The sequence below is a fragment of the Mariniradius sediminis genome, assembly GCF_021491425.1.
Lineage (GTDB): Bacteria > Bacteroidota > Bacteroidia > Cytophagales > Cyclobacteriaceae > Mariniradius > Mariniradius saccharolyticus.
Genome location: NZ_JAKEVZ010000016.1, coordinates 32,678 through 56,705 on the forward strand (window position 1 = coordinate 32,678; position 24,028 = coordinate 56,705).

Here is a 24,028-nt window from a genome sequence, read left to right on the forward strand (position 1 = left end):
TTACTGGTAATTACTAGGCATTCGACCTGTAAAACACCTGTTCCTGATCTACCTGAAGGTGGTCCCAATCTTTGTAATCAATGTTTTTCAACATTTCGTTAATCGCCTCCAGACATTCCCGTTTTTTCAGGTAGACGCCAAACACCGCATCTCTTTTATCAATCATAAAAATCCGACTTGCTTCAAAAAGATGCTTCAAGCTTTCCCATTTGGACAACACAAGGAGTTCATCCTTATCGCTAACAGATTGGATTATCTTGAACTTGCCAAACCCACATTGAATATTCATATCTTAAAAATTTAAACAATACAACAAAAATAAAACCTATTGACGTCATTTTCAATACGTATTAGTACTTATTTTTCTTTGAATAATACCAAACTAACTGATCAACTCTTTGTTTTTCTGTGCCCAAATCAATAATGCGTTCGGTCGTTTGTCCAAAGAAAGCTTTTTGATGATGTTACTCCTGTGCTTATCCACCGTTCGTTCGGCAATCGAAAGCGTATCAGCGATCTCCTTGGTCGTCAGTCCATCCGCTACATATTTGGCAATCTTCATTTCTGACCGCGTCAACAAATCGCCTTTCTCATCCTTCTTCTGCATGTTCGTCGCCTTCTCGCCACCAATGCCAAAGTACTGCCCACCGCCCAGGACTACTTCGATGCACTTTAGCAGGTCTGCAGGTTCAAACTCCTTGGAAATAAAACCCCCGACTTGCTCAATCTTTGCCAGTTGGAGAAACAAAGGGTCCTTATGGAAAGTCAGGAAAATAACCTTTGTCGGGAGTTTGGCAGCTTTGATTTGCCTCGCCACCTCTAATCCTGACTTCACGGGCATTTCATAATCCAAGATCGCCAAGTCCGGTCTCAACTCTAAAATCAAATCCAAGGCCTCTCCCCCATCCGTCGCTTCCCCCACGACTTGGAAATTTTGTTCATTCAGAAAGGTCATGATACCCCTTAAAAACAAAGGGTGGTCGTCGGCAATCAGAATCGAAATACTCATATCAATAAAAGTAGGTTAGAATAAAATGAATTATTCAATGATTAAACTTAAACAAACAATTAATATTTTAACTTTTGTGAACTTTTCAAAAGTAAATTTAAATATACTTGTTAGATTCGAATTATCTTAATGATTGGAATTTCTTTTGGCGCGGGACATTTGAAAATGGGATAATTCCCTTTCTTCCAATTATCTGGGCCCTATCAGTCGACCACGGCGCTTAGAATTTCCACATGCCACAACCAGCAATACTCCATGACTGCTAGCGCGATAATCCAAGCACTCTCAGATTTGTCAGATCCCGAAAAAGCCGCTTTTCTTCCAGGTTTTTTTAAGGCATTCCCGGGTGGATATGGAGACGGGGACAAATTTTTGGGTGTGACGGTCCCCAACCAAAGAAAAGTTGCCGCACAATTTGCCAAGAAGACGACCGAGGGGGACTTACAGCAACTTATCGAAAGTCCCTATCACGAGGTGCGGCTCACCGCGCTCCTGATCCTCGTTTCAAAATTCAGAAAAGCCTCTGAAAAGGGATTTTGGGTCGATTTCTACTTGCGAAACCTGAAATATGTCAATAATTGGGACTTGGTGGACAGCTCGGCGCACTTTATTCTTGGTGAATGGCTTTGGGATAAGGACCGAACAATGCTGCATGACATGGCGCGGCGGGGAAACCTTTGGGAGCAACGGATCGCGATCATCAGTACTTACCATTTTATCCGGAAACAAGACTTCGCAGACACCTTCACAATCGCCGAGACACTCATAGACCACCGGCATGACCTGATCCGTAAAGCCGTGGGTTGGATGCTACGGGAGATTGGCAACCGGGACTTCGAAGCTGAAAAGGTGTTTTTGGAAAAACATTACAGACAAATGCCCCGAACCATGCTGCGGTATGCCATCGAGAAATTCCCGGCAGTGGAAAAGGAAAATTTCATGAAAAAGGGATGATTTTTCCTTACTTTAGCGTAGTCCCAAACCCAATAGCCATGAAGACTTTGTTCACGTTCGCCCTTTTTTTCGGATTCCATATATTTGGATTAGCACAGACTATTCCCTCCAAAGAAATCCAAATAAAGACTGCGGTGATGGCTGCGCCTGAAGAAAAAAGGGACGGGGCGACCGTGTTGGGTTTCGATGAAAAAGGAAACCTTGTAACGCTACGGAAAGGCAGCAATGATCTCATCTGCCTTGCCGACGACCCCCATTCAACAGGATTTAACGCTTCCTGCTACCACAATACCCTAGAACCATTTATGGCGCGGGGCAGGCAACTTAAGGCTGAAGGCAAGACTCCAAAGGAGATTTTTGATATCAGGGAAGCCGAAGCAAAAAGTGGAAAACTCAAAATGCCCAAGGATGGCGCTACGCTTTTTGTTCTGACAGCAGACCAACAAAATTTTGACCCAAAAACCGGTGAAGTCAAAGACAGTTACCTACGCTATGTCGTTTACATTCCGTGGGCCACTGAGGCTAGCACTGGTTTACCATTGAAGCCTTCAGGGCCTGCTATGCCTTGGATTATGGATCCAGGCACCCATCGGGCCCATATCATGATCAATCCGCCGAGAAATTAGAAATTTGAAAGATTTCCAAAAGGCAGCGGTCACTTCTTGTATTTCCCTTGGGCACCTAATTGGTTCCGGTTTTTCTTGGCCTTAAACTTCTTGCCTTTCTTCTTTTCAGTAGGCTTTTCGTATTTTGAAAATGGCTTCTTTTCATGGAAAGCGCCCTTGAATTCAGGATTTTCCTTCCGTTTCTGATTGTCAATTTCCCGTGCGTACTCCTGTTTTTCTTCAAAGGGAGTTTCGGTCACCTCGACGATATCAGGAATACTTTCCTGGGGCACTGGCATCCGGATGATTTTTTCGATTTTTTCGAAATGATATTCCTCTCCCGGATTCACAAATGTGATGGCCATCCCTTCATTTTCGGCCCGTCCGGTCCTCCCGATCCGATGGACATAATCCTCATAGATCAAGGGGACGTCGAAGTTGATCACGTGGCTGACCATACTGACATCAATCCCACGGGCTGCCACATCAGTCGCGACAAGGATTCTGACTTCCCCGGATTTGAAATCGTCCATGGAATTGATTCTCGTGTTTTGGCCCTTATTGGCATGTATCACACGGATTTGGCCGAGGTTTTTCCTACCAAGATATGAAAACACGGCCTCGGCATTCTTCCTTGACTTCGCAAAAATCATTACCCTGCTGACACCTTCGTCCTGCAAAAGGAAGTGTAGCAAGTTAATCTTTGTCTTGATGTTTGGCACAAAATACTTGATCTGCCTGATTGTGTCAGCAGTAGTCGCCTGAGGCGCCACTTCCACCCGCTCTGGGAATTCGAGGAATTCCTCGGACAATCGCTCTACCTTGGAACCGAAAGTGGCCGAGAAAAGCAGGTTTTGACGCTTGACCGGAATCACTTCCAAAATCGCCCTGATTTGAGGTAAAAAGCCCATATCCAGCATTTTGTCGGCCTCATCCATGACCATGGTTTTAATCTCCTTGGTCAAGATCGCCTCCTTCCTATATAGGTCCATGAAGCGGCCTGGCGTGGAAATAATGATATCGACCCCCTCTTGAAGTTTTTCGATTTGGGTTTTTGGTCCCAATCCTCCAAAGAGTGCCACATAACGTAGGTCGGTGTTCTTGCCAAGCTGCTGCACAGCTTCCTCTATCTGCAAAACCAATTCCCGTGTCGGCGCGAGTATCAGCGCTCGCGGCAACCTACCCTGTGCATATTTCACCTTCATCAAAATGGGAAGAACATAGGCTGCGGTTTTACCGGTCCCTGTCTGTGCTATGCCCAAAACATCATGTCCTGCCAAAGCCAGAGGAATCGCCTTTTGCTGAATCGGCGTGGGTTTGTCGTATCCGGCTTCGCTGATGGCATCCCACAACTGTCGGTTCAATTTAAAATCTTCAAATTTTGGGAGGCTATCGGACATGTTTTGTAATTTTGAAATGAATGAAATTGTGGAACGTTGCTTGGGTTTCACCTGCGTCTAAGCAATTTCATGATACAGAAGCATTCTCCTAAAACCATGAATCTGGCTACATTGTACTAATATGAAAAAGAAAAGCATTCTTATCACCGGGGCAAATATAGTGAATGAAGGCCGAATCAGGCCATCGGACGTATTAATTAAGGATGGTTTCATCGAGCGTATTGATGCGAACCTCTCCTCACTCTCCGCCGATATCCTGATCGATGGCAGTGGAAAATACCTCTTCCCTGGGCTTATTGACGATCAGGTGCACTTCCGTGAACCGGGCCTGACACACAAGGCGGACATCTACACAGAAAGTAAATCAGCAGTCGCGGGAGGCGTAACTTCCTACATGGAGATGCCAAATACGGCTCCCCCGGCGACGACGATACCGCTTTTGGAGCAAAAATTCAGGATTGCCTCCGAAAAATCACTTGCCAATTACTCGTTCTTTTTTGGTGCTTCCAATGACAACATAGCGGAAATCCTACAGGTAGATCCTCAGAACGTCTGCGGCGTAAAAGTATTTCAGGGTTCATCCACCGGGAATATGCTCGTCGACAATCCGGAGAGCTTAGAACGGATATTCGCAGAATGCAAGCTGCTTATCGCCACCCATAGCGAAAACGACGATATCATCAAAACTAATCTTGAAAAATACAAGCGCGAGTTTGGGGAAGATATTCCAGTCAAATATCACCCGCTGATTAGATCCGCAGAAGCATGTTATGATGCCTCCAAGAAGGTGGTAGCATTGGCAAAAAAACATGGAAGTAAGCTCCATATTCTCCATATCAGTACCGCAAAGGAAGTTGGGCTCTTTGACAATTCCTTGCCGCTGGAACAGAAACGAATTACCGCTGAAGCATGCATCCACCATCTATGGTTCTGCGACGAAGATTACGAAAGCAAGGGGAACTTCATCAAATGGAACCCTGCTGTCAAGACAAAAAATGATCGGGCTACAATCCTCCAAGGGGTATTGGATGGGCGGATTGATGTGATCGCAACCGACCACGCCCCCCATACCCGTGAGGAAAAGTCCAAAGCGTATTCCTCTGCACCATCGGGCGGCCCCTTGGTACAGCATAGTCTAGTAGCTCTTTTGGACATGTACCACCAAGGTAAAATCAGTCTGGAAATGATCGCCCAGAAAGCCGCACACAATGTTGCGATATTGTTTGAAATCGAAAAACGTGGATTTATCAGAGAAGGCTTTTATGCCGATTTGGTATTGGTCGATTTGAATTCTCCTTGGACAGTGGCACCAGACAATATCCTGTCGAAATGTGGATGGTCGCCTTTTGAAGGACATACTTTCCGCTCAAAGGTGACGCACACGATCGTTTCCGGACATTTGGCATACGAAAACGGCACTTTCCATGAAGAACAAAAAGGTGTGCGTTTAAAATTTTCCAGAAAAATCAATAGCTAATATTGTAAACAAATCCGGCAAGCGTTACCTTTGCAGTCCAATCAACAAGCTGGTTGTATTGGAAAATAAAATGGTGATTGTAGCTCAGCTGGTTAGAGCGCTGGTTTGTGGCACCAGAGGTCGCCGGTTCGATCCCGGTCATTCACCCAATAAGACCCCTTTAGAATTGAGGGGTCTTTCTTTTTGAATTAGGCAGTGAACCCAAATGGCATTAAATTTGTACTAAAGGTTGAAATTTAATTTGAAAGGTATGTTCACGTTATTCATGAATTCTCCCAGGTTTCCAAAAGTGAAACCTGTCAATTTGAAATTTGTGCAATCCTACATCCAGAAATTTGAGGAATCCTTCAAAGTTTACGAAGAACTCCAAAAGGAAAGCGCACGGTAAAATGCAGGACAATCGATAGCAATAAGGTTATGGTAACGTAACCTTTTATTTTTATACCAATATTTTTTTCTTTCACACTCAAAAAAGTATTTTTATCCTGAATCTCAAATTTTTGACCCAATGAGTTATATCCACTTCGACAAAACCCAATTAATCAATCTTAATTACTCTTTGGATCGGGAAATCATCAGGACCAACAGAGGCGGATGCTATACAAGTACAACTATCATTGGATGCAACACCCGAAAATACCACGGGCTTTTGGTTGCCCCACAGCCGCAGATCGATGAGCAGCTCCATGTGATGCTGTCGACAGTTCATGAGACGGTGATCCAACGTGGTGCATCCTTCAATTTGGGAATCAGCAAGTTTCCAGGAAATTACTACCCTAGGGGCCATAAATATTTGGAGGATTTTGATTCCGAACCTATTCCAAAGCTCACTTACCGGGTCGGAGGTGTTTTGCTTCAAAAGGAGCTTATCCTCGACACCAACCGCGACAGGGTGATGATTCGGTACACGCTGCTGGAAGCCCATTCACCGACAAAAATCCGGATCAGCCCATTTATGGCATTCAGGGGCTACCACAATCTGTCCAAGGCCAATGATAGAATCCAGAAGGACTTTGAAAAAGTGCCAAATGGAGCAAAGTATCAACTCTACCCAGAGTATTCTCCGCTGTACCTACAGCTTTCTAAGAAAAACGAATACGTTTCCAAACCCGATTGGTATTACAACATCGAATACATCATGGAACGGGAAAGGGGTTATGATTACCAAGAAGACCTTTTCGTGCCTGGTTATTTCGAGTTCGACATCTCCAAAGGCGAATCGGTGATTTTTTCCGCAGGACTTACGGAAGCAGATCCGAGTACAAGACAGCGCGCATTTGAGAAAGAATTGGCAAGAAGGATACCCAGAAACAATTTTGTGAATTGCCTCAAGAATTCGGCGGGACAGTTTATCCAAAGACGAGATGGCAAAACCCACGTAGTCGCGGGGTATCCATGGTTTGGATGGTGGGGAAGGGATACTTTCGTCGCATCGCCAGGCTTGGTTTTGACCCAGGGCGACAAGGAGACTTTTCTTGAGATAATGGATACCATGGTCGCCGATCTACATGGCCCGCTTTTTCCAAATGTTGGCAGCGGGGTGATGCGAAACTTAGCTTCCATGGATGCACCACTTTGGTTTTTCTGGTCACTTCAGCAATACATCAAGTTTACCGGAGACGAAAAAACCGTCAAGAAGAAATACCTCGAAAAAATGAAGGGAATCATCGGCGGCTACATGAAAGGAACGGATTACGGCATCCACATGCTTGAAAACGGACTCATGTACGGTGGTCAGGAAGGGGTAGCATTGACTTGGATGGATGCCGTCAACTCAGATGGCCCGGTAACTCCAAGGATTGGCTGCCCGGTAGAAATCAATGCCCTTTGGTACAATGCGCTTTGTTTTTATGCAGAACTGACAGGAGACAAAGCGATATCGGAACTTTCCGAAACTGTCAAAAAATCCTTTGTGGAAGTATTTTGGGACGAGAAGAGAGGCTATCTGGCAGACTACGTAGATGGGTTTTATAAAGATTGGGCCATTAGGCCAAATATGGTTTTTGCGACATCTTTGCCGTATTCACCATTGGAAGAATCCCAAATGCAGCGCATTCTCGAGATTGTCAAATCAAAACTGCTTACTTCCCGTGGATTGAGATCGCTCTCGCCTGACGACCCCGGATACAAGGGATATTATCAAGGCAACCAATTTTCCCGTGACAATGCCTACCACAACGGTACGGTTTGGGCTTGGCTGTTGGGGAATTTTGTCGAGGGATACCTCCGGCTACATGGGAAGTCAGGAAAGCATTTTGTCGAAAAAATCGTCCAGGGGTTTGACGAAGTAATGAGCCAATACGGGATCGGTACGGTAGCGGAAATATACGATGGAGATCCACCCCACCGGCCAAAAGGTTCGATTTCTCAAGCTTGGAGCGTTGGGGAATTGCTCAGGATGATGTATTTGTTGGAAAAAATATAGATAAACTCTTTTTGTATGAAGGTACTGATGTTTGGTTGGGAGTTTCCTCCACATATTTCCGGAGGCTTAGGTACTGCTTGTTACGGATTGGTGAAGGGACTTGTCCACCACAAGCAAGACATAATTTTCGTGGTTCCAAAATTGTGGGGTGACGAGGAGCCTTTGGCGGATTTCGTCAACGCCTCGGACGTCACTATCGATTACCGTGAAAGGAAATTCAAGAAGATATGGAAAAACCTCACCTATCTAGAGGTCAGTAGTTTTCTGGTACCCTACCTGGGTCCCGAAGAGTTTAAAAAATACACGGACTATGCGATGCACGACCGGGTAGATGTCGACGAAAGCGTGTTTTCCAACAAGTTCGAATTTAGTGGCAAGTATGGAAAAGACCTGATGAAGGAGGTATCCCGTTATGCCCTTGTTGCCGCCCAAATCGCCAAATCCAAGGAACATGAAATTATCCATGCGCATGATTGGCTGGCGTTTCCCGCAGGTATTGCCGCCAAGGAAATCAGTGGTAAACCACTTGTATGCCATGTACATGCGACCGAATTTGATCGGTCTGGCGAGTCAGTCAATAAGCCGGTCTACGATATCGAAAGGGCTGGGATGTTGGCAGCGGACCATGTGGTCGCAGTGAGTCATTTGACACGAAAGGTTTGCATCGAGCGCTATGGAGTCCATCCTGACAAAGTCAGCGTACTGCACAACGCCGTCTTGGACGCAAGCATAATCAAATCGGACGCCAAGAAGCATGTTCCAGAAAAGATCGTGACCTTTTTGGGTCGTATCACTTTCCAAAAGGGACCGGAGTATTTCGTCGAAGCTGCAAAAAAGGTGCTGGAACGCGATGACAATGTGCGATTTGTGATGGCAGGAAGCGGAGATCTCCTCAACCGTATGGTTGAACGCGTCGCCGAACTTGGCATGGGTACCAAATTTCACTTCACCGGGTTTTTGAAAGGTAAAGATGTGGACGATATGTATGCCATCAGTGACGTATATGTAATGCCATCCGTTTCCGAACCCTTTGGCATTGCTCCCTTGGAAGCCGTACGTCACAATACACCTGTTATAATTTCCAAACAGTCTGGCGTCGCGGAAGTGCTTCGAAATGCCATCAAGATAGACTTTTGGGATGTGGATGGCATGGCAGATGCAATCTTTGGATTGCTTCATTATGAGAGCATCGCCAAGATGTTCAAAGAACTTGGAAGCGAAGAGCTCAAGAAGCTCAAGTGGGAACACGTCGCAGCCAAGTTAGTTACTGTTTATGAAAAACTCACAAAAGAATAGCCATGAGAAATATCTGCTTTTACTTTCAGGTACATCAGCCACTCAGAATCAAACCTTATCGCTTTTTTGATATTGGCGAAGACCATTATTATTGGGACGACTACAGCAACAAAAGCATTATCCGAAAGGTAGCCCAAAAATGCTACCTGCCGATGAATGCCTTGCTTTTGGAACTGATCCATGCATACAAAGGCCAGTTCAAAGTCGCTTTTTCGATATCGGGTGTTTGCCTGGACCAATTTGAAGCATATGCGCCTGATGTATTGGAAAGTTTCAGAAAATTGGTGGCAACCGGACATGTAGAGATGCTAAGTGAAACAGACGCCCATGCACTTTGCTCTTTGAAAAGCAAGTCTGAATTTGAGCGGATGGTAGGTCGGCACAAGGACAAGCTGAAGAAACATTTTGACGGTTACGAACCAAAGGTTTTCAGAAACACTGAGCTGATTTACTCAGATAAGATCGGAGCAATGGTCGCAGAAATGGGATTTGAAGGCATGTTGACCGAAGGTGCCAAACATATTCTAGGTTGGAAGAGCCCAAATTTCGTGTATCAAAACGCCATCGATCCAAATTTGAAAGTTCTCCTCAAGAACTTCCAACTCAGCGACGACATCGCGTTCCGATTCAGCAACAAGACCTGGAACGACTATCCTCTGACGACGGAGAAATTCGTCACTTGGATCAATGCCATCCCTAAAGAGCAGGAGGTCCTGAACCTGTTTATGGATTATGAGACATTCGGGGAACATCAGTGGGCCGAAACGGGGATTTTTGAATTTATGCGCGCCTTGCCTGGGGCAGTTTTCAAATACACTAATTTCGGCTTTGCAACACCGACTGAGGCTGTACGCCAAGGCACTCCTGTCGCAAAAATCCACGTTCCCACGCCAATTTCGTGGGCGGACGAGGAAAGGGACTTGACCGCATGGCTGGGAAATGATCTGCAAAAGGAAGCATTTACCAAGCTTTATGAGCTGGAATCCAAGGTCGTTAAAATTGATGATCCGGATATCCAACGCGACTGGAACTGCCTGCAGACCTCCGACCACTTCTACTATATGTCCACCAAGGCCCTGTCAGATGGTGCTGTACATACCTATTTCAGCCATTACGATACGCCCTATGATGCGTTTATCAATTACATGAATGTGCTCAGCGACTTTATCCTTCGGGTGAAAAATAAAGAAAAACAACTGGCTGAGGCTGCCGAATAAATCCAAACTCAGAGAAAGGCTTGAATTTCAAGCCTTTTTTTAATCAAATCTATCCCTGCGATTATGAAAACCCTGCCATTGATTCTATTCACAGTCTTGTTATCATCTTGCTTCACTTTTTCAAAAAAGGAAGAAGTGGTGGAGCACTTGGCACCCATCGTTCGATACGACAGGTCGGATGCAGCAATTTTGAAGGGAGTTTTTATACCGGAGGGAAAAAGCTACTACCTGACTTCTGGCTTGGTGGCTACGGCAAAAAACCCTGACGCAGTGCCGGGAACTTATGAGCGTTACGGAAATACCTACGAGCAGAGCATCAGCATCTTGGAAAAAATCAAGGCGACCCTCCAGGAAGCTGGCTTTGAAATGCACAATGTGGTTTTTCTGCGGGTTTATCTCGCTCCGGACAATGAGGGGAAAATAGACTGGGACTCTTGGTTCAAGGCCTACGGCGAGTTCTTCAACAATGAACAAAACCCAAATAAAGTAGCGAGATCGACGATTGGCGTTTACGCTTTGGCAAATCCTGATCTCCTGGTAGAAATCGAAGCCGTTGCTGCGAAATGAAACCCATCAAACTTGGCCTAGCTCTTCTAGGCTTTTCAATCCTATTGCAAGCCTGTTCCTGCGAGCCCGAAAACCTCACGAAAGGATTGTTTTGGGGATTCAACAAAATCGCGGGTGAAGGATATTTCCCTTCGCCCGAGCTTATTGCTCTGGGCGGTTTTGAACAAGTGGAAGTAGCCGTAAACCATAGCATCGTCAATGGTGAAGACCAAAGCAGGATAGAACTGAAACTCTATAATGGCAAAAGCAGGGAGTTTTTGGAAAATGAGGCCAATGTCGCCAGAAAATGCGCCGAATTGTACGCCGCCAACTATTCTAGAATCAGCGAATTCAAGACAATAGACATACAATTTGTAAAAGTCGACCCAATCAATCCGGAGAACTACACCATCGCAGAATACAATTTTGAAGTAAATGACCTTTTGACCAAACCCTAAACTCAGCCATGGACAACTACATGAATTTCCCCGAGCAGCCAAAAGCGCCAATTGTCAAAACCAGCGATTGGTTTTTGACGATATTGATTTCAAGTATTCCACTGATTGGATTCATCATGCTTGTCGTTTGGGCAATAGACAAGGAAGGCAATCCCAATAAATCCAATTGGGCAAAGGCGACCCTTATTTGGTATGCCATTGGATTTGGCTTCGTAATGCTGGTTTTGTTCTTTATCGGATTTGGGGCGATCACCGGGGTATTTGACGACGTTCCCACTTGGGATTAAGGAAATAAACCTACAGCAAACCCCCTCCATCTAAGCGTAGTATAGACTTTCGGTGGAGTCTGGGTGTATCCGGATAGCCGTCGCGGATGCAATTTCCCCTCTAAGCGTAGTATTTACTTTCGGTGGTGGCTGGGTGGATCCCGAGATTCAATGCGGATTCAATCCACCTTTTTATCCTATTCAATAGAAATACGATCCTAAATCACTGATCGGAATATAGATTGAGATCAGTTGAATTACAAATTCAACTAGATACAAAGGGATAAGTAAAAAAACTACAGCAAACCCTCACAGGTCTCGGAGTCTTCCACTGCCCTGGACAGGAAATCATGAAAGGGCTTCATGATTTTGAATCCCTCCACGGCCTTCTCTTTATAACTTCCATCTTCAATTTCCTTGTCGGACAAGGGACTCGAGACAATGAAGCTTTTGAACTTCAACAAATCCAGGTAAGGGTGCTCGCTGTCAAATCCCTTTGGCGCCGACTTCAACTGCTCCCCTTCTATTCCTTTGAAAACACTTTTGAATGAAGGCGCTTCCAGAATTTCCCTGAGTTCATGGCCGGAATAATCGATTTCCTGCCTAATCTTCTTGAGAGAGTCCGCCTCGGGCATCCAAATCCCTCCGGCAAAAAAACTCTGCCCCGGCTGCACATGGACATAATATCCCGGACCCATTGATTTTTTTCCACCCAAAGCGAAGTATGCGGCAAAATTGGTCTTGTAGGGATCTTTGTTGGCAGAAAACCGGATATCACGATTTTGCCTGAATACACAATCCTTGGGCTGAAAGGAAGCAAAACCGGGTTCCCATTCACTGATGTGGGCTATCATCCAAGCGACGTCCTCCAAAAACCTTTCCCGATTCTTCTGATACCAGTCTTTGTTGGCATCCATCCATTGTTTGGTATTGTGTGCGCTGAGTTCGCTGAGAAAATGCAGGTATCGCGTGTCCATAAGGAAAAGGTCTACGGATGAAGTATTGGTATAGAATCCCGTGAAGTTACAAATCCAACGACGGACGACCACGGATCTTACCAACAAAAAAACCCAGGATAGTCTCCCGGGTTTTATATTGTTCGATTTTTTTTTTCAGAAAATATGCGTGTTGACCCAATCCAACTCCTCCTGGCGAATCGTATGCATCGTGTCTTGGAAAATCAGCTTTTGGACATTTGCACCCAGGGACTGCATCAATTTGGCAGAAGCCTCAATTCGCTCCAAGGGCACATGCATGTCACGGAAACTCGCTCCGATAAATACCGGTGTCCCTGCAAAATCCCCCGAGTATTTCCCAGGCTGAAGTTGCTCGCCGATGAGTCCTCCCGTGAAAGCCACAACCCCTCCATACCTCTTGGCATGTCGGGTGGCAAACTCCAAGGAAAGACAAGCACCCTGCGAAAATCCAATCCAGAAAATCTGTTTCGATTCAAATCCTTGATTGTACAAGCCGGACACCAAATCCTCCAAGTGCCGAATGGAATTGGACAAGGCTGGTTCGTTGCTTGCATCGGGCGCCATGAAACTGAATGGATACCAGGTGTTTCCCTTTGCCTGTGGCGCTAACAAAGCAAAATCTTCCAGGTTCAGATATTTCTCGAGCTCCAAGATGCTATGTGCCGAGGCTCCGCGACCATGCAGCATGATGGCTACTTTCTCCGCCCGATCCAAGGAAACGCCGCGTTGTACGATCTCAAGCATAGTTTTCTACCTGTAGTTTGACTTTTGGCAATCTCTTCTCGATACCCTCCCGTTGTGGTTCAGCCCATCCCGGCAGCTTGAGCGCTTCTCCCAAGTGTGCCTCGTCCTCGTCGATGGCGAATCCAGGTTCATCTGTCGCAATTTCAAACAGGACGCCTCCCGGTTCACGGAAATAGATGGATTTGAAATAGTTTCTGTCACGTACTTCGGTGACATTGAAGCCATTTTTGAGCAAAATATCCTGTATCTCCAGTTGGGTTGAGGTATTCGGGGTACGGAAAGCAATGTGGTGTACAGTTCCAGCGCTTTGAATCCCATGTCTCCCGTTTGGATCCAGGACGATATCCACAATATCACCCGGCTTGCCTTCGGTTCCGTAGCGATAACGGCCATTTTCCTCGGCAATAAATCGGTAATCCATCAATTCGACCAAGAGTTTTTCAGTCAAATCCTTGGAACGCAGATTCAAAGTCGCACCATAGAAGCCACGAATCGACATTTCCAAGGGGATATGCCCATAGGTCCACCCTTTTCTCGAATCCGAACTATTGGCAATCAGTTCTATACCCATCCCATCATGGTCTTCAAAACGGATCAGTTTTTCCCCAAACCGGGTCAACACCGTCGAAGTTGGAATATCATATTTCGAAAGCCTGTCGATCCAAAAATCCAAAGCATCCTCCGGTATCGAAAAGGCCGTGTAGGTCAACTCCCCGGTTCCTTTCGTACCTTTTCTAGCGCCATCAAATGGAAACGTCGTGAAAACCGTACCCGGTGCGCCCAGTTCATCCCCAAAATAAAAATGGTAGACGTCCGGTGCGTCGAAGTTGATGGTTTTCTTTACCATGCGAAGCCCCAAGATTCCAGTATAGAAATCGAGGTTTTTTTGCGCATTTCCCGCGATTGCGGTAATATGATGTATTCCTTTGATGAGCGTTGCCATGGGAATAGGATGTTTTTAGTGAATTTAGTGATAATAGCCGCCGATACAGCTGTACCGGCGGATTTTGTGGCAAATTATGCCTGCTTGACAACTTGGATGTTGGCAAGGATTCTCACTTGGTCGCCCACGACCACGCTTCCTGCCTCCGTCACATAGTTCCAAGTCAAGCCAAACTCTTTGCGGCTGACTTTGCCTTCCAATTCAAATCCAGCCTTGGTGTTGCCATATGGATCCTGTACCACGCCACCGAACTCGACGTCCAACTCAACGGCCTTTGTGGTACCTTTGATTGTTAAGTCACCTTTCAAGGTATTGCCTTCCAACACACCTTCGAAAGTCATTTTTGGAAATGTCTCGGCATCGAAGAAATCGGCAGATTTCAAATGGTTGTCACGGTCTGCTTGGTTGGTGTCGATGCTCGCGATATCCGCAGAGAAAGAGATTTTTGCGCCTTGGAAATCATCGGAAGCAGTCTCGGAACTGGCGTCGAAAGTCTTGAAATAACCAGTGACGGTGGAGATTACAAGGTGCTTTACCTTGAATGAAACCTCAGAATGTGTAGGGTCCAAACCCCATTTTGTAGTTGTTGCTGTTGCTGTTGCAGTACTCATTTTGATTATTGTTTAAGTGAATGAAAATTGATTTATCTACATTATTTGTATATACATTAAATATTTTAAATTTTTTTACCCCCTGAGTTTGTCCAACAAATCGTTCAGCTGGTTGACTTCCTGCTCGTCCAGTTGGATCAACGCTCTGTTGTGTCCATCGGTTTGTTTTTCGATTTCAGCCAAGACGTCGAGTCCCTTTTCCGTGATCAATACATCGACTTGCCTCCTATCGCTTTCGCATTCCCTGCGGATGACCATGTCTTTTAACTTCAACTTCTCCACCAACCTCGAAGCGTTAGACATGCGATTCAACATGCGCTCCTGTATCGAAGAAACGGTAATCGCATTTCCTTTTTGGCCTCTCAGAATTCTCAGCACGTTGTATTGCTCCGGTGAAAGCCCGTATTTCTTGAACAAGCTACTTTGGGAATTGACAATATAACTTTGCGTGAAAAGAAGATTCACCACTGCCTTGTTATAAGGATCCTTGAATTCCTTCTGCTTGATGGCGTCCTCTATTCTCATCTGTATATAATGTTTTTGTATTTAATGTATATACATACAAATGTACGGGAAAGTTTCAGAACTTGAAAAAATATTGGAAAAAAATATCTGGGTCCCACTCCGGTATGTTCTGTCAGGTAATGAATTAATCTGTTACATTTAACATTTTACTTCCATTCTTTCAACCCTTCCAGGGTTGGAATGCTCTCCATGCGATGTCTTCGCTTCTCACCGTTCCGATAGCTATCGGAATTACCCGGGGTAAATACCACCTTGTGGATTCAATCACTTCGTGATTACGTAAATCCACCCAATTCTTCATACCTCATTCCCCATCCCTCATTTGCAATTTCATTTCTCCCTATCTTTGCGCCCGAAACCCAAATAAGAATACCCATGAAAAAAACCATGATGGCTTTAACAAGCAGCATTTTACTCGCCTGCGGTACAGCTGACCAAGAATCCATGAGCACCAACCCCTTCTTTGAGCCTTACAATACCCCGTTTGAGGTTCCTCCTTTTGACAAAATCAAAAACGAACATTTTGCGCCCGCCATTCGGGAAGGCATCAAGCAACAGCAAGCAGAGATCGACGCGATAGTCAACAATGCGGAAGCTCCGACTTTTGCCAATACGATTGAGGCGATGGAAAATTCCGGCGACTTGCTCGCTCGGGTATCGACGGTATTTTACAACCTGAATTCCGCCAATACCAACGACTCGATTCAGGCAATCGCCAAAGAATTGGCACCTGAGATTTCAAAACACGGAGACAACATTTCCCTGAATGAAAAGCTTTTTGCGAAGGTCAAGGTGATTTGGGATGGCAAGGACCAACTGGGTCTGAATCCCGAGCAACAAAAACTTCTGGAAAAAACTTACAAGTCATTTGTCAGAAATGGGGCAAACCTCAATGAAGCTGACAAGGAAAAACTACGGGAAATCAACTCCAAGCTTTCTGTCCTGAGCCTGCAGTTCGGCCAAAATATCCTTGCCGAGACCAATGCATTCAAGCTCTTCATCGACTCCGAATCTGATTTGGCAGGGCTTCCACAGGAATTGCGGGATGCAGCATTTCAGGATGCTGAAACTGCCGGCGAAGAAAACAAATGGCTGTTTACCCTTCAAAATCCAAGTGTGATGCCATTCTTGCAATACGCCGATAACAGGGAATTGCGGAAACAAATTTGGGAAGCCTACCAAATCCGTGGAAACCAAGGAAACGACAAGGACAACAAAACGATCCTGATCGAAATGGCAAATTTACGCCAGCAGAAGGCCCAACTTCTTGGCTACAAGACCCATGCGGATTATGTTTTGGAAGAATCCATGGCCAAAAATGCCGACAACGTCTACAAACTGCTCAACCAACTTTGGACACCTGCCTTGGCCAAGGCAAAACAGGAACGTGACGAGATGCAGGTTTTGGCCAAAACCGAAGGCGCAGACTTCAAAATCGAGCCATGGGATTGGAGGTATTACGAGGAAAAGCTTCGCAAGCAAAAGTTTGACTTGGACGAACAGCAAGTCAAGCCGTATTTCTCCCTACAAAATGTACAGAACGGTGTATTCATGGTCGTCAATAAGCTTTTTGGTCTGACTTTCGAAGAAATCAAAAACATCCCAACGTACCATCCTGACGCGAAAGCCTACGAAGTAAAAGAGGCCGACGGACGCCATGTGGGGGTACTGTACATGGACTTCCACCCAAGAGCATCCAAAAGAGGCGGTGCCTGGATGACATCCTATCGCCCGCAAAAGACTATCAACGGCGAAAGAAAAGCTCCCGTTATCTCCATCGTATGTAATTTCTCCAAACCGACTGGAGATGCCCCTGCCCTATTGACATTTGATGAAGTGACGACATTCTTCCATGAATTTGGACACGCGCTTCATGGATTGCTTTCCAACGTGCAATACAGAAGCCTGGCCGGAACCTCCGTGCCGCGGGACTTTGTCGAGCTGCCCTCCCAGATTATGGAGAACTGGGCTACCGAACCGAGCGTCCTCAAGCAATATGCGCTTCATTATCAGACGGGAGAAGCCATTCCCGATGAGTTGATCGCCAAGCTCCAGAATAGTGGAACATTCGGCCAAGGATTCGCGACGACCGAATACCTTGCTGCTTCGCTTTTGGATCTGGATTACCATACCCAAACCAGCGCTATCAGCGTTGGCGCCGATGAATTCGAGAAAGCGTCGATGGAAAAAATCGGATTGGTTTCCGAAATCATCCCACGCTATCGCAGTACCTACTTCCAGCATATCTTCTCCGGTGGATATTCCTCGGGCTATTACAGCTACATTTGGTCAGGTGTATTAGATACCGATGCTTTCCAAGCTTTCAAGGAAACCGAGCTTTTCAACCAGGAAAAAGCTCTTGCCTTCCGAAAAGAAATCCTAGAGAGAGGCGGCACGGATGAACCCATGAAAATGTATGTCAATTTCCGTGGCGCAGAACCTAAAATCGACGCGCTGCTCAAAAAACGTGGCCTCGATCAGGTGACGGTAGATAAAAAGTAATTTTTCAAAAAGCTTTCCGGAACCCAAACTCCGGAAAGCTTTTTACTTTCTCAAGTTTGAAGTGTTGATTTTTTTTTAAAATCAAGATTGAACCTTGAATAGCGTTTGCCGAAAAGCGACAAAAAAACCGATTCCCGAATTCCACTTTTCGAATAAAAATCAGTGGGAAATTATCACTCCTTTGGCTTGAGTTTGAAATTCAATCCTTCCAAATAATCCCCTTCCGCCAAGGCGCGGATTTCAAATTCCAATTCGCCTGGCTCGGACTTCACATTCATGAATTCCAATTGTTTTGGATCGACAAAAGCGCGGTATTTCCCTGGCATCAAGCCAAAGAGATAGAATCCTCCATCGGAGAAGGTCCGCACAATCTGCAATTCCTCTCCGGAATGATCCAATCGCTCAACAACTAGGCGCAATCCGCCCAAGCCTTCGACCCTGCCATATTGCTCGATGGTCACAACCCCTTCGATCAAACCGGTCTGGTAGAGCGGGATATCGATCGTACGGAACCTGTTTGGCTCGGCAACGAATTCGAACCGACTGACTTTCGGCGCCAAATTTGGATTGGGCAGCGCATGCTGATCCACCTCCATGATGTATTTCCAGTAGGATTGGAGTTGGGTGATCCTCAAAATCCCATCGGAGCCTAGAAGCATATTTGCGGACCGGTCCAACCTTACTGCCTTGGCTGGTATGACGAGCTCGTTGGCATCGAATTTCCCGTTTTCATTGGCATCGACAAAAAGCCTCACAGCCACGCCAGATCTGGTAACCTGATCCCGGTTATCTGGAAGGATGAAGCCCTTGGGGTCGATCCCAAGCGAGCCTGTGAATGCCTGTTGGGCGATGTAGCCAACTTCATTTTTGGTAAATTGCGTAGAAGTCCTGATGCCTCTGAAGTCATACAAAAAGCCAATCTGCAATAATCCTGTCTGTCGGGGAATGTCCCTATCATAGCCAATGGTAAGCCTTCCCATTTTGAACAAAGTCTGTGAAAGCATCAAACTTACCGTCGCAGGCTGCTTGTGATAGGTGTCATATTTGAACTGGCCACGGAGGAAAAGACCCCGCACAAAAACGGGGACGCTTGGCGTTCTCTTTAGGGTGTAAGTAAGTGACGCTGTTGCTTGCCCCATAGACAAAGACTGCTCCGGAAGCGGCGGTAAATTGCCCAAATCCTCAATGCCATTGATCCGTGTGCGGTAGTTAAAACGGGCGATAACCCGGCCGATCTGAGTATTAAAATCAGACTGCAGGTTGGTACGGAAGCCATTGTCAAACCACTGCCTTTCACCCGTCAGCCTAAATCCCGAAAACCGCCCGAAGGCTTTGAACGGGAAAAAAGTATTCAAGCTTGCCTCCCGCAGCTTGCCCATCGGGTTGAATTCAGAACCTTGGACAAACTCGGTGAATTGGCCATTGATACTCGTATTATTGGCATAAAACACAGAACCTGAAGCTTGGTAATAGCGGTCAGGAAGCACATCCACGTTGACCAGATATTGCTCAAAGACCCTCGCCGACAATCCATAAACAGGATAGGTTTTGTTCAAGCCGAAAACCGCTCCATGGTCCACTCCTGCCCTTACGGTCAAGGCATTGGTCAGCCCGTATGCAAAATCCAAATGGGCAATCGGTTCTTGATCGAAGTTCAAGGTATCTCCCATCGGCAGGCCAGCCTGGAAATTATAGGTTGCAAATCCTTTTGGCAAAAAAGTAAAGGGAATCTGCAGTTGCCGGTCTTGGATAATCACCTCGCCCTGTGGGGTGTAAATCCTGGTGGTGATCCGCACCACTCCAAAGGTAATCGGTGCATTGAAACGATAATAGCCGACCTCGTCAGCTCTCAAAAAATCCACCAACTGTCCGCCAATCAGCAATTCCACCTCTGAATCAGGCTCCGTGTAGCCATCGATCACAAATACATCCAGCTTCATGCGGGGAATGATCGGATTATTGGTCACGGCCAAGCCAAGAATACGAGCGGAATTGGTCATGCCAGTCGTCTGTAATTGACCTACGGCGATACTGGTAATGCCGACATTGTCATCAGGTTCCAGTCCACCTTTGAAAACGTACCTCCACCGGGCGCCAGATACCCTTGATACCAGGTTCCCGTCGATCACATTGCCCGCATAAATTCCTTGCAAATCGCCCCCAAACAACTCCATACCGGCATTTAACAGTGTGGAAAATGTCGAATTGCTCTCCGTTTGGGTATAGCTGAAATTGTAATCGAGCATGCCGGGTGCAAAACCCTTTCGGTCACGATCATACATCAAAGGTGCAGGCGCTTGTTCGCGGGCCGCTCCCATCTGTTGCATTTTTCGACGGAGTGCTTCACGCTTTTGCCGCTCGTCTATCGGAAGCGGAAAATCAGCCTTCAGACTGAGTGTAAGCGAATGGAAATTCACGGAGAAATTGAGTCCAAACATCCGGCTGAAATACTCGGGATGGAGGTAAAGGTCCATTTCGCCCAAATAAAATTTATCGGCAGGAAGTACTTCAGTATTGTTGCGCATGGTAATCACACCCTGTACCGGGTCGACTCGCCAGGCATCATTTTTGGTCGGATAAAATCCAGTAAGTCCTTTTCCACTTTCGGTCTTTTCGTTGTGGATGTACATCATACTCAAAATCTCCCCAAGCGGCAGGTAAGGCACCTCCTCAAAAAATACCACGTTGACATATTCCTGTCCCAAAGACGGATAGGCAAAAAGCACCAAAGCTTCGCCATCCGGCTCACGCTGCGCATGCGCTTTGGTCGATGGCAATAGCCACCAAAGCGCCATGCAGACAGTAAGAGCCTTTGCTGTCTGGGTAAGGGACAGAAATGATAATTCTTTTAACAAAACAATGAAGAGTAAAAATTGGGTGACTAAGATGGGCTTGACTGTAATGCGACCGTGGCGGCCTTATGGAATCTTGACAAAAACCCGCTTCGCAACTGAGCTGGCTTGCACCAAATCCGTGGATGGAATATCGGATCGCTTGGTTTCAAACCGCATTTCTACCTGATATTCACCTGAGGGCAAACCTTCCGGAATAGCGATGTCCAAACCTTTCTTTCCGCCGAAATACAAGGCAATGGATTGCTGCTCCTCGGTTACGGTTTTGTTGTTGCTGTCCTTGAGCGAGGCGATAACACTTCCCAAAAACGGAGAATTTCCAGTAGTCTGGTAAGGAGCAATGACCCTGATTTTTTCGGTATCCTGCTGCATTTGCAAGTCGCCAAGTTCCAATCCCGTGGATGTCTGTCCCTGCTTGAAGAACACCGCGATCACTTGGTCAAATTTGAAATTGACTTGGGTTGCAACCTCGTTTTCGACTGGCTGACCAACTTCCTGGGCCACGTTGTTGGAGGTGACTTTTACCCTGGTGAAATAAGTACCCGCAGGCAAAGACCTATCCGGCCTCAATTGAAGTCTAACCGTCTGCTGTTGCTGGGGAGCGAGGACAAATGTCCTTGGGAAAGAACGCAGCCTGTCTCCCATGCCAAATTGTTTTTCTTTGACGCTATCGCCATAGACCATAATCAGGTTGCCGAGGTCGTCATTTCCAGGATAGCCAAAAACAAAGCTGACGCTGACTTCCTGAGGAACTTCAGCAGGGTTGGTTACATAGATCGAAGCAATTCCATTTTCATCCAAGAAAACGGAAGTAGGGGCAATGGAAATCTGGGAAAAAGCAGGAAAGGTCATTCCCAGCATCATCACGGCCAACAGGTTTTTAATGTGCTTTTTCATTGATCGAAGAGTTTTGATTGAAGGAGAAATAGGCCGACGGGAAATCCGTCGGCCTTGGGTTTTTGATGATTAGTTGTATTCAACACTGATATTGAATGTACCGATATAAGTACCTACAGGCTGCGCGGTCAATTGAGGAATAGTACCACCAATCCAAAGGAAATATGCATTCGAAGCCAGTGTCACAGTTGAGCCGCTGGCAACCGCAGTGGCAATAGCCCTGTTTGCAGTCGATGCATTTCCGACCACCTGAGGGGTCATTACAAAGTTGTCAGGTCCTGAAGTCATGGTAACAGTCGGATCATAAAATACGGTTGCACCACCATTGGCACCAGCCAAGTCGAATCTTGCCACGTTGGTTACCGAACCAGTGTTCAAGTTGTTCGCATCAGTGTTGGCATCCAGTCTGATAATACCTGGCGTAGTAGAGGATACGCGACCAAAGTTGATAGCGTTCAAGGTTCCATCCAAAGTGATGGTCAAATCCTGAAGGATTTCAGCCGATGCGGTAGCAGATGAAGCTTTCTGAGCAGATGCTACTTGAGACAAGCCTACCATAAAGAAGGCCAAAGCGAGAATTTTTACTGTTGTTTTCATAATTTGTGTTGTTTTTAATTGTTTAGATTTTGTTTAGAATTTGTACTTGTTTGTTGTTTGCTTGAATTGTTTTTGAGAATAAATACTTTACTGAATTTGAGATAATTGGTGATCTTTTGATGTTTCATAAGCATTTGATTGAAGGGTGATTTTATCGTTTGATTAGAAATATTCAATTGTTGTGATCGTTCCGTTTTTTGCCGGAACACCTATCCAGGTACTTACTTGGTTGATTTTGGGCCTTATGTTATGTACCAAAGTTCCGTGTCGCATCATTGTGGTACTGACATAGCCTCTTGTAAACTGGTCGGCATTGGCAAAATCAGCGCTGCCGTCGTTTAGTATGTAAATCGGGTTCTTGGAAAAACTCCCCGACTCATCCCGCAGCGACACAAAGAGTTGGATGTTCTCCCGCGTCACCATCTCGATCCACATATAGGCCTCAAACCCGTCCTTTTCCGCAGCCTTCAGCACCCGCGATCCCAAACTAGCGCCTGCAGGAATCTCAAGCCGAAATGACAAGGCCTGCGCATTAGCCTGCGAAAACCCGCAAACTCCCAATAGAACCGCTATCGTCATCGCCTTAATCATTGGTGGTGAAGGATACATTGATGTTGATTTCCGCTTCGTAGCGACCCGTTGGTACATTGCCAATTGGGCCCAAGGAACCATAGAAGTAGACAAAAGCCTTGGTCTTTGGTCTGGTAAATCCTCCGTACTCTGGACTAGGTGGTGCAGCAGGCAAACCACTACTGTTGCGGCTGACTGGAAATGTGATGCTATTGAAACCAATCGGCATTTCGACGGCTTGTAATTTTCCCGACACCGGATCGATAGGACTTTGGTTGTTGTAGGCCATTCGCATTTGAAAAGGAATGGTCTCGCTCGGATTATCCAACAAAGTGAATGCGATCGGCGCGCTTACCTCAACAGTCAAATCGTACCCTTCCGGCGCCTCCAATTCGAAGATTACCGCCAGGTTATCGTTTAAGTCAATCGAAACCGCCTCTGAATTGGGCAAAATCACCCGCTTCTTTTGGCTGAAATCCAAAGCTGGAAGGACACCCTGCGGAGAAGTGATATTGATCTCGTCACTACCGGTCCAAGTACTGAATGTGATCCGCTGAGCCAAGCACCAGCCATGGGTCTGCAACATCATGACTGCGATGACAGTCAAGATTTTGCCTTTGAGACGATATGGATGCATACTTTTCATCGATCAGATATATTCCAGTTCGAGGATAAATTCAGACAAATACAAGCCAGGACTCGATTTGGACAAGTCAAGATTGGCACCCAGCCATACATAGAGAAAGCCATCCGGTCCAATCCTGAAAATGCCTTCACCAACATCCAGCAGCACACTTTGAAACTGCAGGTCTTCGAAACCCGCACTCAACACGTATTTGGCCTCGACTTCACCGTGACCTTCATAGATTTCGCGCAGGACCTCCGATTGCAGATAAGTAATCCTGATCCTTGAACCGGGATTTCCGACGATTTTGAACATGCCGGCATGTTCACTCGTGATCGGTGACACCACAATGGCATCATTCTGCACGGGCGGGTTGACCAAATCCACGTTTCTGATCGTCAGCATCTGGAGGTTGTCCGTGACGGTAGCTGTTGCCTTCACGTTCAGCGTGGCAATCCTGCCGTTCTTCTGCGCCAACGAGACTGTACTCCAAAAACAGCCGATCATTAGAATCAACAATACTTTTCTCATG

Annotated in this window: 24 protein-coding genes and 1 tRNA gene; 11 read left to right on the forward strand and 14 right to left on the reverse strand. The window is 46.1% G+C overall.

The genetic code is table 11. From position 1 onward, the window contains the following. Nucleotides 1–13 precede the first annotated feature (13 nt). A complete protein-coding gene (locus L0U89_RS17360; RefSeq protein WP_008630042.1) occupies nucleotides 14–289 on the reverse strand; it encodes a hypothetical protein in 276 nt (91 codons plus the stop codon). A 93-nt stretch (nucleotides 290–382) separates the two neighbouring features. Next, complete coding sequence (locus L0U89_RS17365; RefSeq protein WP_234862676.1) at nucleotides 383–1,009, reverse strand: response regulator transcription factor; 627 nt, start codon at nucleotides 1,007–1,009, stop codon at nucleotides 383–385. 255 nt (nucleotides 1,010–1,264) lie between these two features. Between L0U89_RS17365 and L0U89_RS17370 the strand changes: the two genes are divergently transcribed. Together L0U89_RS17370 and L0U89_RS17375 are read left to right on the forward strand one after the other, a co-directional pair. Beyond that, a complete protein-coding gene (locus L0U89_RS17370; protein WP_234862677.1) occupies nucleotides 1,265–1,963 on the forward strand; it encodes a DNA alkylation repair protein in 699 nt (232 codons plus the stop codon). 38 nt (nucleotides 1,964–2,001) lie between these two features. Beyond that, a complete protein-coding gene (locus tag L0U89_RS17375) occupies nucleotides 2,002–2,589 on the forward strand; it encodes a hypothetical protein (protein WP_234862678.1) in 588 nt (195 codons plus the stop codon). A 29-nt stretch (nucleotides 2,590–2,618) separates the two neighbouring features. Here the strand turns inward: L0U89_RS17375 and L0U89_RS17380 are convergent, their stop codons facing one another. Continuing rightward, the gene (locus tag L0U89_RS17380) at nucleotides 2,619–3,968 is read right to left on the reverse strand and encodes a DEAD/DEAH box helicase (RefSeq protein ID WP_008630048.1); all 1,350 of its coding nucleotides are present in this window, start codon (nucleotides 3,966–3,968) and stop codon (nucleotides 2,619–2,621) included. A 121-nt stretch (nucleotides 3,969–4,089) separates the two neighbouring features. Here L0U89_RS17380 and L0U89_RS17385 point away from each other — a divergent pair, with 121 nt between their 5' ends. The 8 genes from L0U89_RS17385 to L0U89_RS17420 all read left to right on the forward strand — a co-directional run bounded on the left by L0U89_RS17385 (nucleotide 4,090) and on the right by L0U89_RS17420 (nucleotide 11,674). Next, nucleotides 4,090–5,445: a dihydroorotase gene (locus L0U89_RS17385; protein ID WP_234862679.1), complete on the forward strand. Its 1,356-nt coding sequence runs from the start codon at nucleotides 4,090–4,092 to the stop codon at nucleotides 5,443–5,445. Between the two features lie 72 nt (nucleotides 5,446–5,517). After that, nucleotides 5,518–5,593: transfer RNA gene (locus L0U89_RS17390), tRNA-His, on the forward strand. A gap of 360 nt (nucleotides 5,594–5,953) precedes the next feature. Continuing rightward, nucleotides 5,954–7,870, forward strand: coding sequence for an amylo-alpha-1,6-glucosidase (locus tag L0U89_RS17395; RefSeq protein ID WP_234862680.1), 1,917 nt, complete (start codon nucleotides 5,954–5,956; stop codon nucleotides 7,868–7,870). 15 nt (nucleotides 7,871–7,885) lie between these two features. Next, on the forward strand, nucleotides 7,886–9,166 hold the full coding sequence (locus L0U89_RS17400) for a glycosyltransferase family 4 protein (protein WP_234862681.1): 1,281 nt from the start codon (nucleotides 7,886–7,888) through the stop codon (nucleotides 9,164–9,166). A gap of 2 nt (nucleotides 9,167–9,168) precedes the next feature. Beyond that, nucleotides 9,169–10,383, forward strand: coding sequence for a glycoside hydrolase family 57 protein (locus L0U89_RS17405; protein ID WP_234862682.1), 1,215 nt, complete (start codon nucleotides 9,169–9,171; stop codon nucleotides 10,381–10,383). A 63-nt stretch (nucleotides 10,384–10,446) separates the two neighbouring features. Continuing rightward, on the forward strand, nucleotides 10,447–10,950 hold the full coding sequence (locus tag L0U89_RS17410; RefSeq protein WP_234862683.1) for a RidA family protein: 504 nt from the start codon (nucleotides 10,447–10,449) through the stop codon (nucleotides 10,948–10,950). Then, a complete protein-coding gene (locus L0U89_RS17415) occupies nucleotides 10,947–11,387 on the forward strand; it encodes a hypothetical protein (protein WP_234862684.1) in 441 nt (146 codons plus the stop codon). Before L0U89_RS17410 ends, L0U89_RS17415 begins: the two co-directional genes overlap by 4 nt. 8 nt (nucleotides 11,388–11,395) lie before the next feature. After that, a complete protein-coding gene (locus L0U89_RS17420) occupies nucleotides 11,396–11,674 on the forward strand; it encodes an ATP synthase subunit B family protein (RefSeq protein ID WP_008630066.1) in 279 nt (92 codons plus the stop codon). A 275-nt stretch (nucleotides 11,675–11,949) separates the two neighbouring features. Here the strand turns inward: L0U89_RS17420 and L0U89_RS17425 are convergent, their stop codons facing one another. The 5 genes from L0U89_RS17425 to L0U89_RS17445 form a co-directional block, all read right to left on the reverse strand. Next, nucleotides 11,950–12,630, reverse strand: a complete 681-nt coding sequence (locus L0U89_RS17425) for a DUF2461 domain-containing protein (protein ID WP_255777935.1) — start codon at nucleotides 12,628–12,630, stop codon at nucleotides 11,950–11,952. A 135-nt stretch (nucleotides 12,631–12,765) separates the two neighbouring features. After that, nucleotides 12,766–13,374 carry an alpha/beta hydrolase gene (locus tag L0U89_RS17430; RefSeq protein WP_234862685.1) on the reverse strand — a complete coding sequence of 203 codons (609 nt, stop codon included), beginning with the start codon at nucleotides 13,372–13,374 and terminating at the stop codon, nucleotides 12,766–12,768. Then, on the reverse strand, nucleotides 13,367–14,317 hold the full coding sequence (locus L0U89_RS17435) for a ring-cleaving dioxygenase (RefSeq protein WP_234862686.1): 951 nt from the start codon (nucleotides 14,315–14,317) through the stop codon (nucleotides 13,367–13,369). The genes L0U89_RS17430 and L0U89_RS17435 overlap by 8 nt, the downstream gene beginning before the upstream one ends. A 74-nt stretch (nucleotides 14,318–14,391) precedes the next feature. Further along, nucleotides 14,392–14,928, reverse strand: coding sequence for a YceI family protein (locus tag L0U89_RS17440; protein ID WP_234862687.1), 537 nt, complete (start codon nucleotides 14,926–14,928; stop codon nucleotides 14,392–14,394). Nucleotides 14,929–15,003: 75 nt separating this feature from the next. Continuing rightward, nucleotides 15,004–15,453 carry a MarR family winged helix-turn-helix transcriptional regulator gene (locus tag L0U89_RS17445; protein ID WP_234862688.1) on the reverse strand — a complete coding sequence of 150 codons (450 nt, stop codon included), beginning with the start codon at nucleotides 15,451–15,453 and terminating at the stop codon, nucleotides 15,004–15,006. Nucleotides 15,454–15,828: 375 nt separating this feature from the next. On the opposite strand from L0U89_RS17445, the gene L0U89_RS17450 reads away from it, so the two are divergent. Further along, entirely contained in the window at nucleotides 15,829–17,955 is a 2,127-nt protein-coding gene (locus L0U89_RS17450) for a M3 family metallopeptidase (RefSeq protein WP_234862689.1), read from the forward strand. Nucleotides 17,956–18,128: 173 nt separating this feature from the next. On the opposite strand, the gene L0U89_RS17455 is transcribed toward L0U89_RS17450, so the two are convergent. The 6 genes from L0U89_RS17455 to L0U89_RS17480 form a co-directional block, all read right to left on the reverse strand. Beyond that, nucleotides 18,129–20,750, reverse strand: a complete 2,622-nt coding sequence (locus tag L0U89_RS17455; RefSeq protein WP_234862690.1) for a fimbria/pilus outer membrane usher protein — start codon at nucleotides 20,748–20,750, stop codon at nucleotides 18,129–18,131. A gap of 123 nt (nucleotides 20,751–20,873) precedes the next feature. Continuing rightward, a complete protein-coding gene (locus L0U89_RS17460; RefSeq protein WP_234862691.1) occupies nucleotides 20,874–21,704 on the reverse strand; it encodes a fimbrial biogenesis chaperone in 831 nt (276 codons plus the stop codon). A gap of 69 nt (nucleotides 21,705–21,773) precedes the next feature. Next, nucleotides 21,774–22,301 carry a DUF4402 domain-containing protein gene (locus L0U89_RS17465; RefSeq protein WP_234862692.1) on the reverse strand — a complete coding sequence of 176 codons (528 nt, stop codon included), beginning with the start codon at nucleotides 22,299–22,301 and terminating at the stop codon, nucleotides 21,774–21,776. Nucleotides 22,302–22,463: 162 nt separating this feature from the next. Continuing rightward, nucleotides 22,464–22,880 carry an ADP-ribosyltransferase family protein gene (locus tag L0U89_RS17470; protein WP_234862693.1) on the reverse strand — a complete coding sequence of 139 codons (417 nt, stop codon included), beginning with the start codon at nucleotides 22,878–22,880 and terminating at the stop codon, nucleotides 22,464–22,466. A gap of 4 nt (nucleotides 22,881–22,884) precedes the next feature. Beyond that, the gene (locus L0U89_RS17475; protein ID WP_157198587.1) at nucleotides 22,885–23,508 is read right to left on the reverse strand and encodes a hypothetical protein; all 624 of its coding nucleotides are present in this window, start codon (nucleotides 23,506–23,508) and stop codon (nucleotides 22,885–22,887) included. A 12-nt stretch (nucleotides 23,509–23,520) separates the two neighbouring features. Then, nucleotides 23,521–24,027 carry a hypothetical protein gene (locus tag L0U89_RS17480; RefSeq protein WP_234862694.1) on the reverse strand — a complete coding sequence of 169 codons (507 nt, stop codon included), beginning with the start codon at nucleotides 24,025–24,027 and terminating at the stop codon, nucleotides 23,521–23,523. Nucleotide 24,028 lies beyond the last annotated feature (1 nt).

Excerpts from the sequence above, each read along its gene's own strand:
- L0U89_RS17360 (WP_008630042.1), bottom strand. The coding sequence starts at position 289 with ATGAATATTCAATGTGGGTTTGGCAAGTTCAAGATAATCCAATCTGTT.
- L0U89_RS17365 (WP_234862676.1), bottom strand. The coding sequence starts at position 1,009 with ATGAGTATTTCGATTCTGATTGCCGACGACCACCCTTTGTTTTTAAGG.
- L0U89_RS17370 (WP_234862677.1), top strand. The coding sequence starts at position 1,265 with ATGACTGCTAGCGCGATAATCCAAGCACTCTCAGATTTGTCAGATCCC.
- L0U89_RS17375 (WP_234862678.1), top strand. The coding sequence starts at position 2,002 with ATGAAGACTTTGTTCACGTTCGCCCTTTTTTTCGGATTCCATATATTT.
- L0U89_RS17380 (WP_008630048.1), bottom strand. The coding sequence starts at position 3,968 with ATGTCCGATAGCCTCCCAAAATTTGAAGATTTTAAATTGAACCGACAG.
- L0U89_RS17385 (WP_234862679.1), top strand. The coding sequence starts at position 4,090 with ATGAAAAAGAAAAGCATTCTTATCACCGGGGCAAATATAGTGAATGAA.
- L0U89_RS17395 (WP_234862680.1), top strand. The coding sequence starts at position 5,954 with ATGAGTTATATCCACTTCGACAAAACCCAATTAATCAATCTTAATTAC.
- L0U89_RS17400 (WP_234862681.1), top strand. The coding sequence starts at position 7,886 with ATGAAGGTACTGATGTTTGGTTGGGAGTTTCCTCCACATATTTCCGGA.
- L0U89_RS17405 (WP_234862682.1), top strand. The coding sequence starts at position 9,169 with ATGAGAAATATCTGCTTTTACTTTCAGGTACATCAGCCACTCAGAATC.
- L0U89_RS17410 (WP_234862683.1), top strand. The coding sequence starts at position 10,447 with ATGAAAACCCTGCCATTGATTCTATTCACAGTCTTGTTATCATCTTGC.
- L0U89_RS17415 (WP_234862684.1), top strand. The coding sequence starts at position 10,947 with ATGAAACCCATCAAACTTGGCCTAGCTCTTCTAGGCTTTTCAATCCTA.
- L0U89_RS17420 (WP_008630066.1), top strand. The coding sequence starts at position 11,396 with ATGGACAACTACATGAATTTCCCCGAGCAGCCAAAAGCGCCAATTGTC.
- L0U89_RS17425 (WP_255777935.1), bottom strand. The coding sequence starts at position 12,630 with ATGGACACGCGATACCTGCATTTTCTCAGCGAACTCAGCGCACACAAT.
- L0U89_RS17430 (WP_234862685.1), bottom strand. The coding sequence starts at position 13,374 with ATGCTTGAGATCGTACAACGCGGCGTTTCCTTGGATCGGGCGGAGAAA.
- L0U89_RS17435 (WP_234862686.1), bottom strand. The coding sequence starts at position 14,317 with ATGGCAACGCTCATCAAAGGAATACATCATATTACCGCAATCGCGGGA.
- L0U89_RS17440 (WP_234862687.1), bottom strand. The coding sequence starts at position 14,928 with ATGAGTACTGCAACAGCAACAGCAACAACTACAAAATGGGGTTTGGAC.
- L0U89_RS17445 (WP_234862688.1), bottom strand. The coding sequence starts at position 15,453 with ATGAGAATAGAGGACGCCATCAAGCAGAAGGAATTCAAGGATCCTTAT.
- L0U89_RS17450 (WP_234862689.1), top strand. The coding sequence starts at position 15,829 with ATGAAAAAAACCATGATGGCTTTAACAAGCAGCATTTTACTCGCCTGC.
- L0U89_RS17455 (WP_234862690.1), bottom strand. The coding sequence starts at position 20,750 with ATGGCGCTTTGGTGGCTATTGCCATCGACCAAAGCGCATGCGCAGCGT.
- L0U89_RS17460 (WP_234862691.1), bottom strand. The coding sequence starts at position 21,704 with ATGAAAAAGCACATTAAAAACCTGTTGGCCGTGATGATGCTGGGAATG.
- L0U89_RS17465 (WP_234862692.1), bottom strand. The coding sequence starts at position 22,301 with ATGAAAACAACAGTAAAAATTCTCGCTTTGGCCTTCTTTATGGTAGGC.
- L0U89_RS17470 (WP_234862693.1), bottom strand. The coding sequence starts at position 22,880 with ATGACGATAGCGGTTCTATTGGGAGTTTGCGGGTTTTCGCAGGCTAAT.
- L0U89_RS17475 (WP_157198587.1), bottom strand. The coding sequence starts at position 23,508 with ATGCATCCATATCGTCTCAAAGGCAAAATCTTGACTGTCATCGCAGTC.
- L0U89_RS17480 (WP_234862694.1), bottom strand. The coding sequence starts at position 24,027 with ATGAGAAAAGTATTGTTGATTCTAATGATCGGCTGTTTTTGGAGTACA.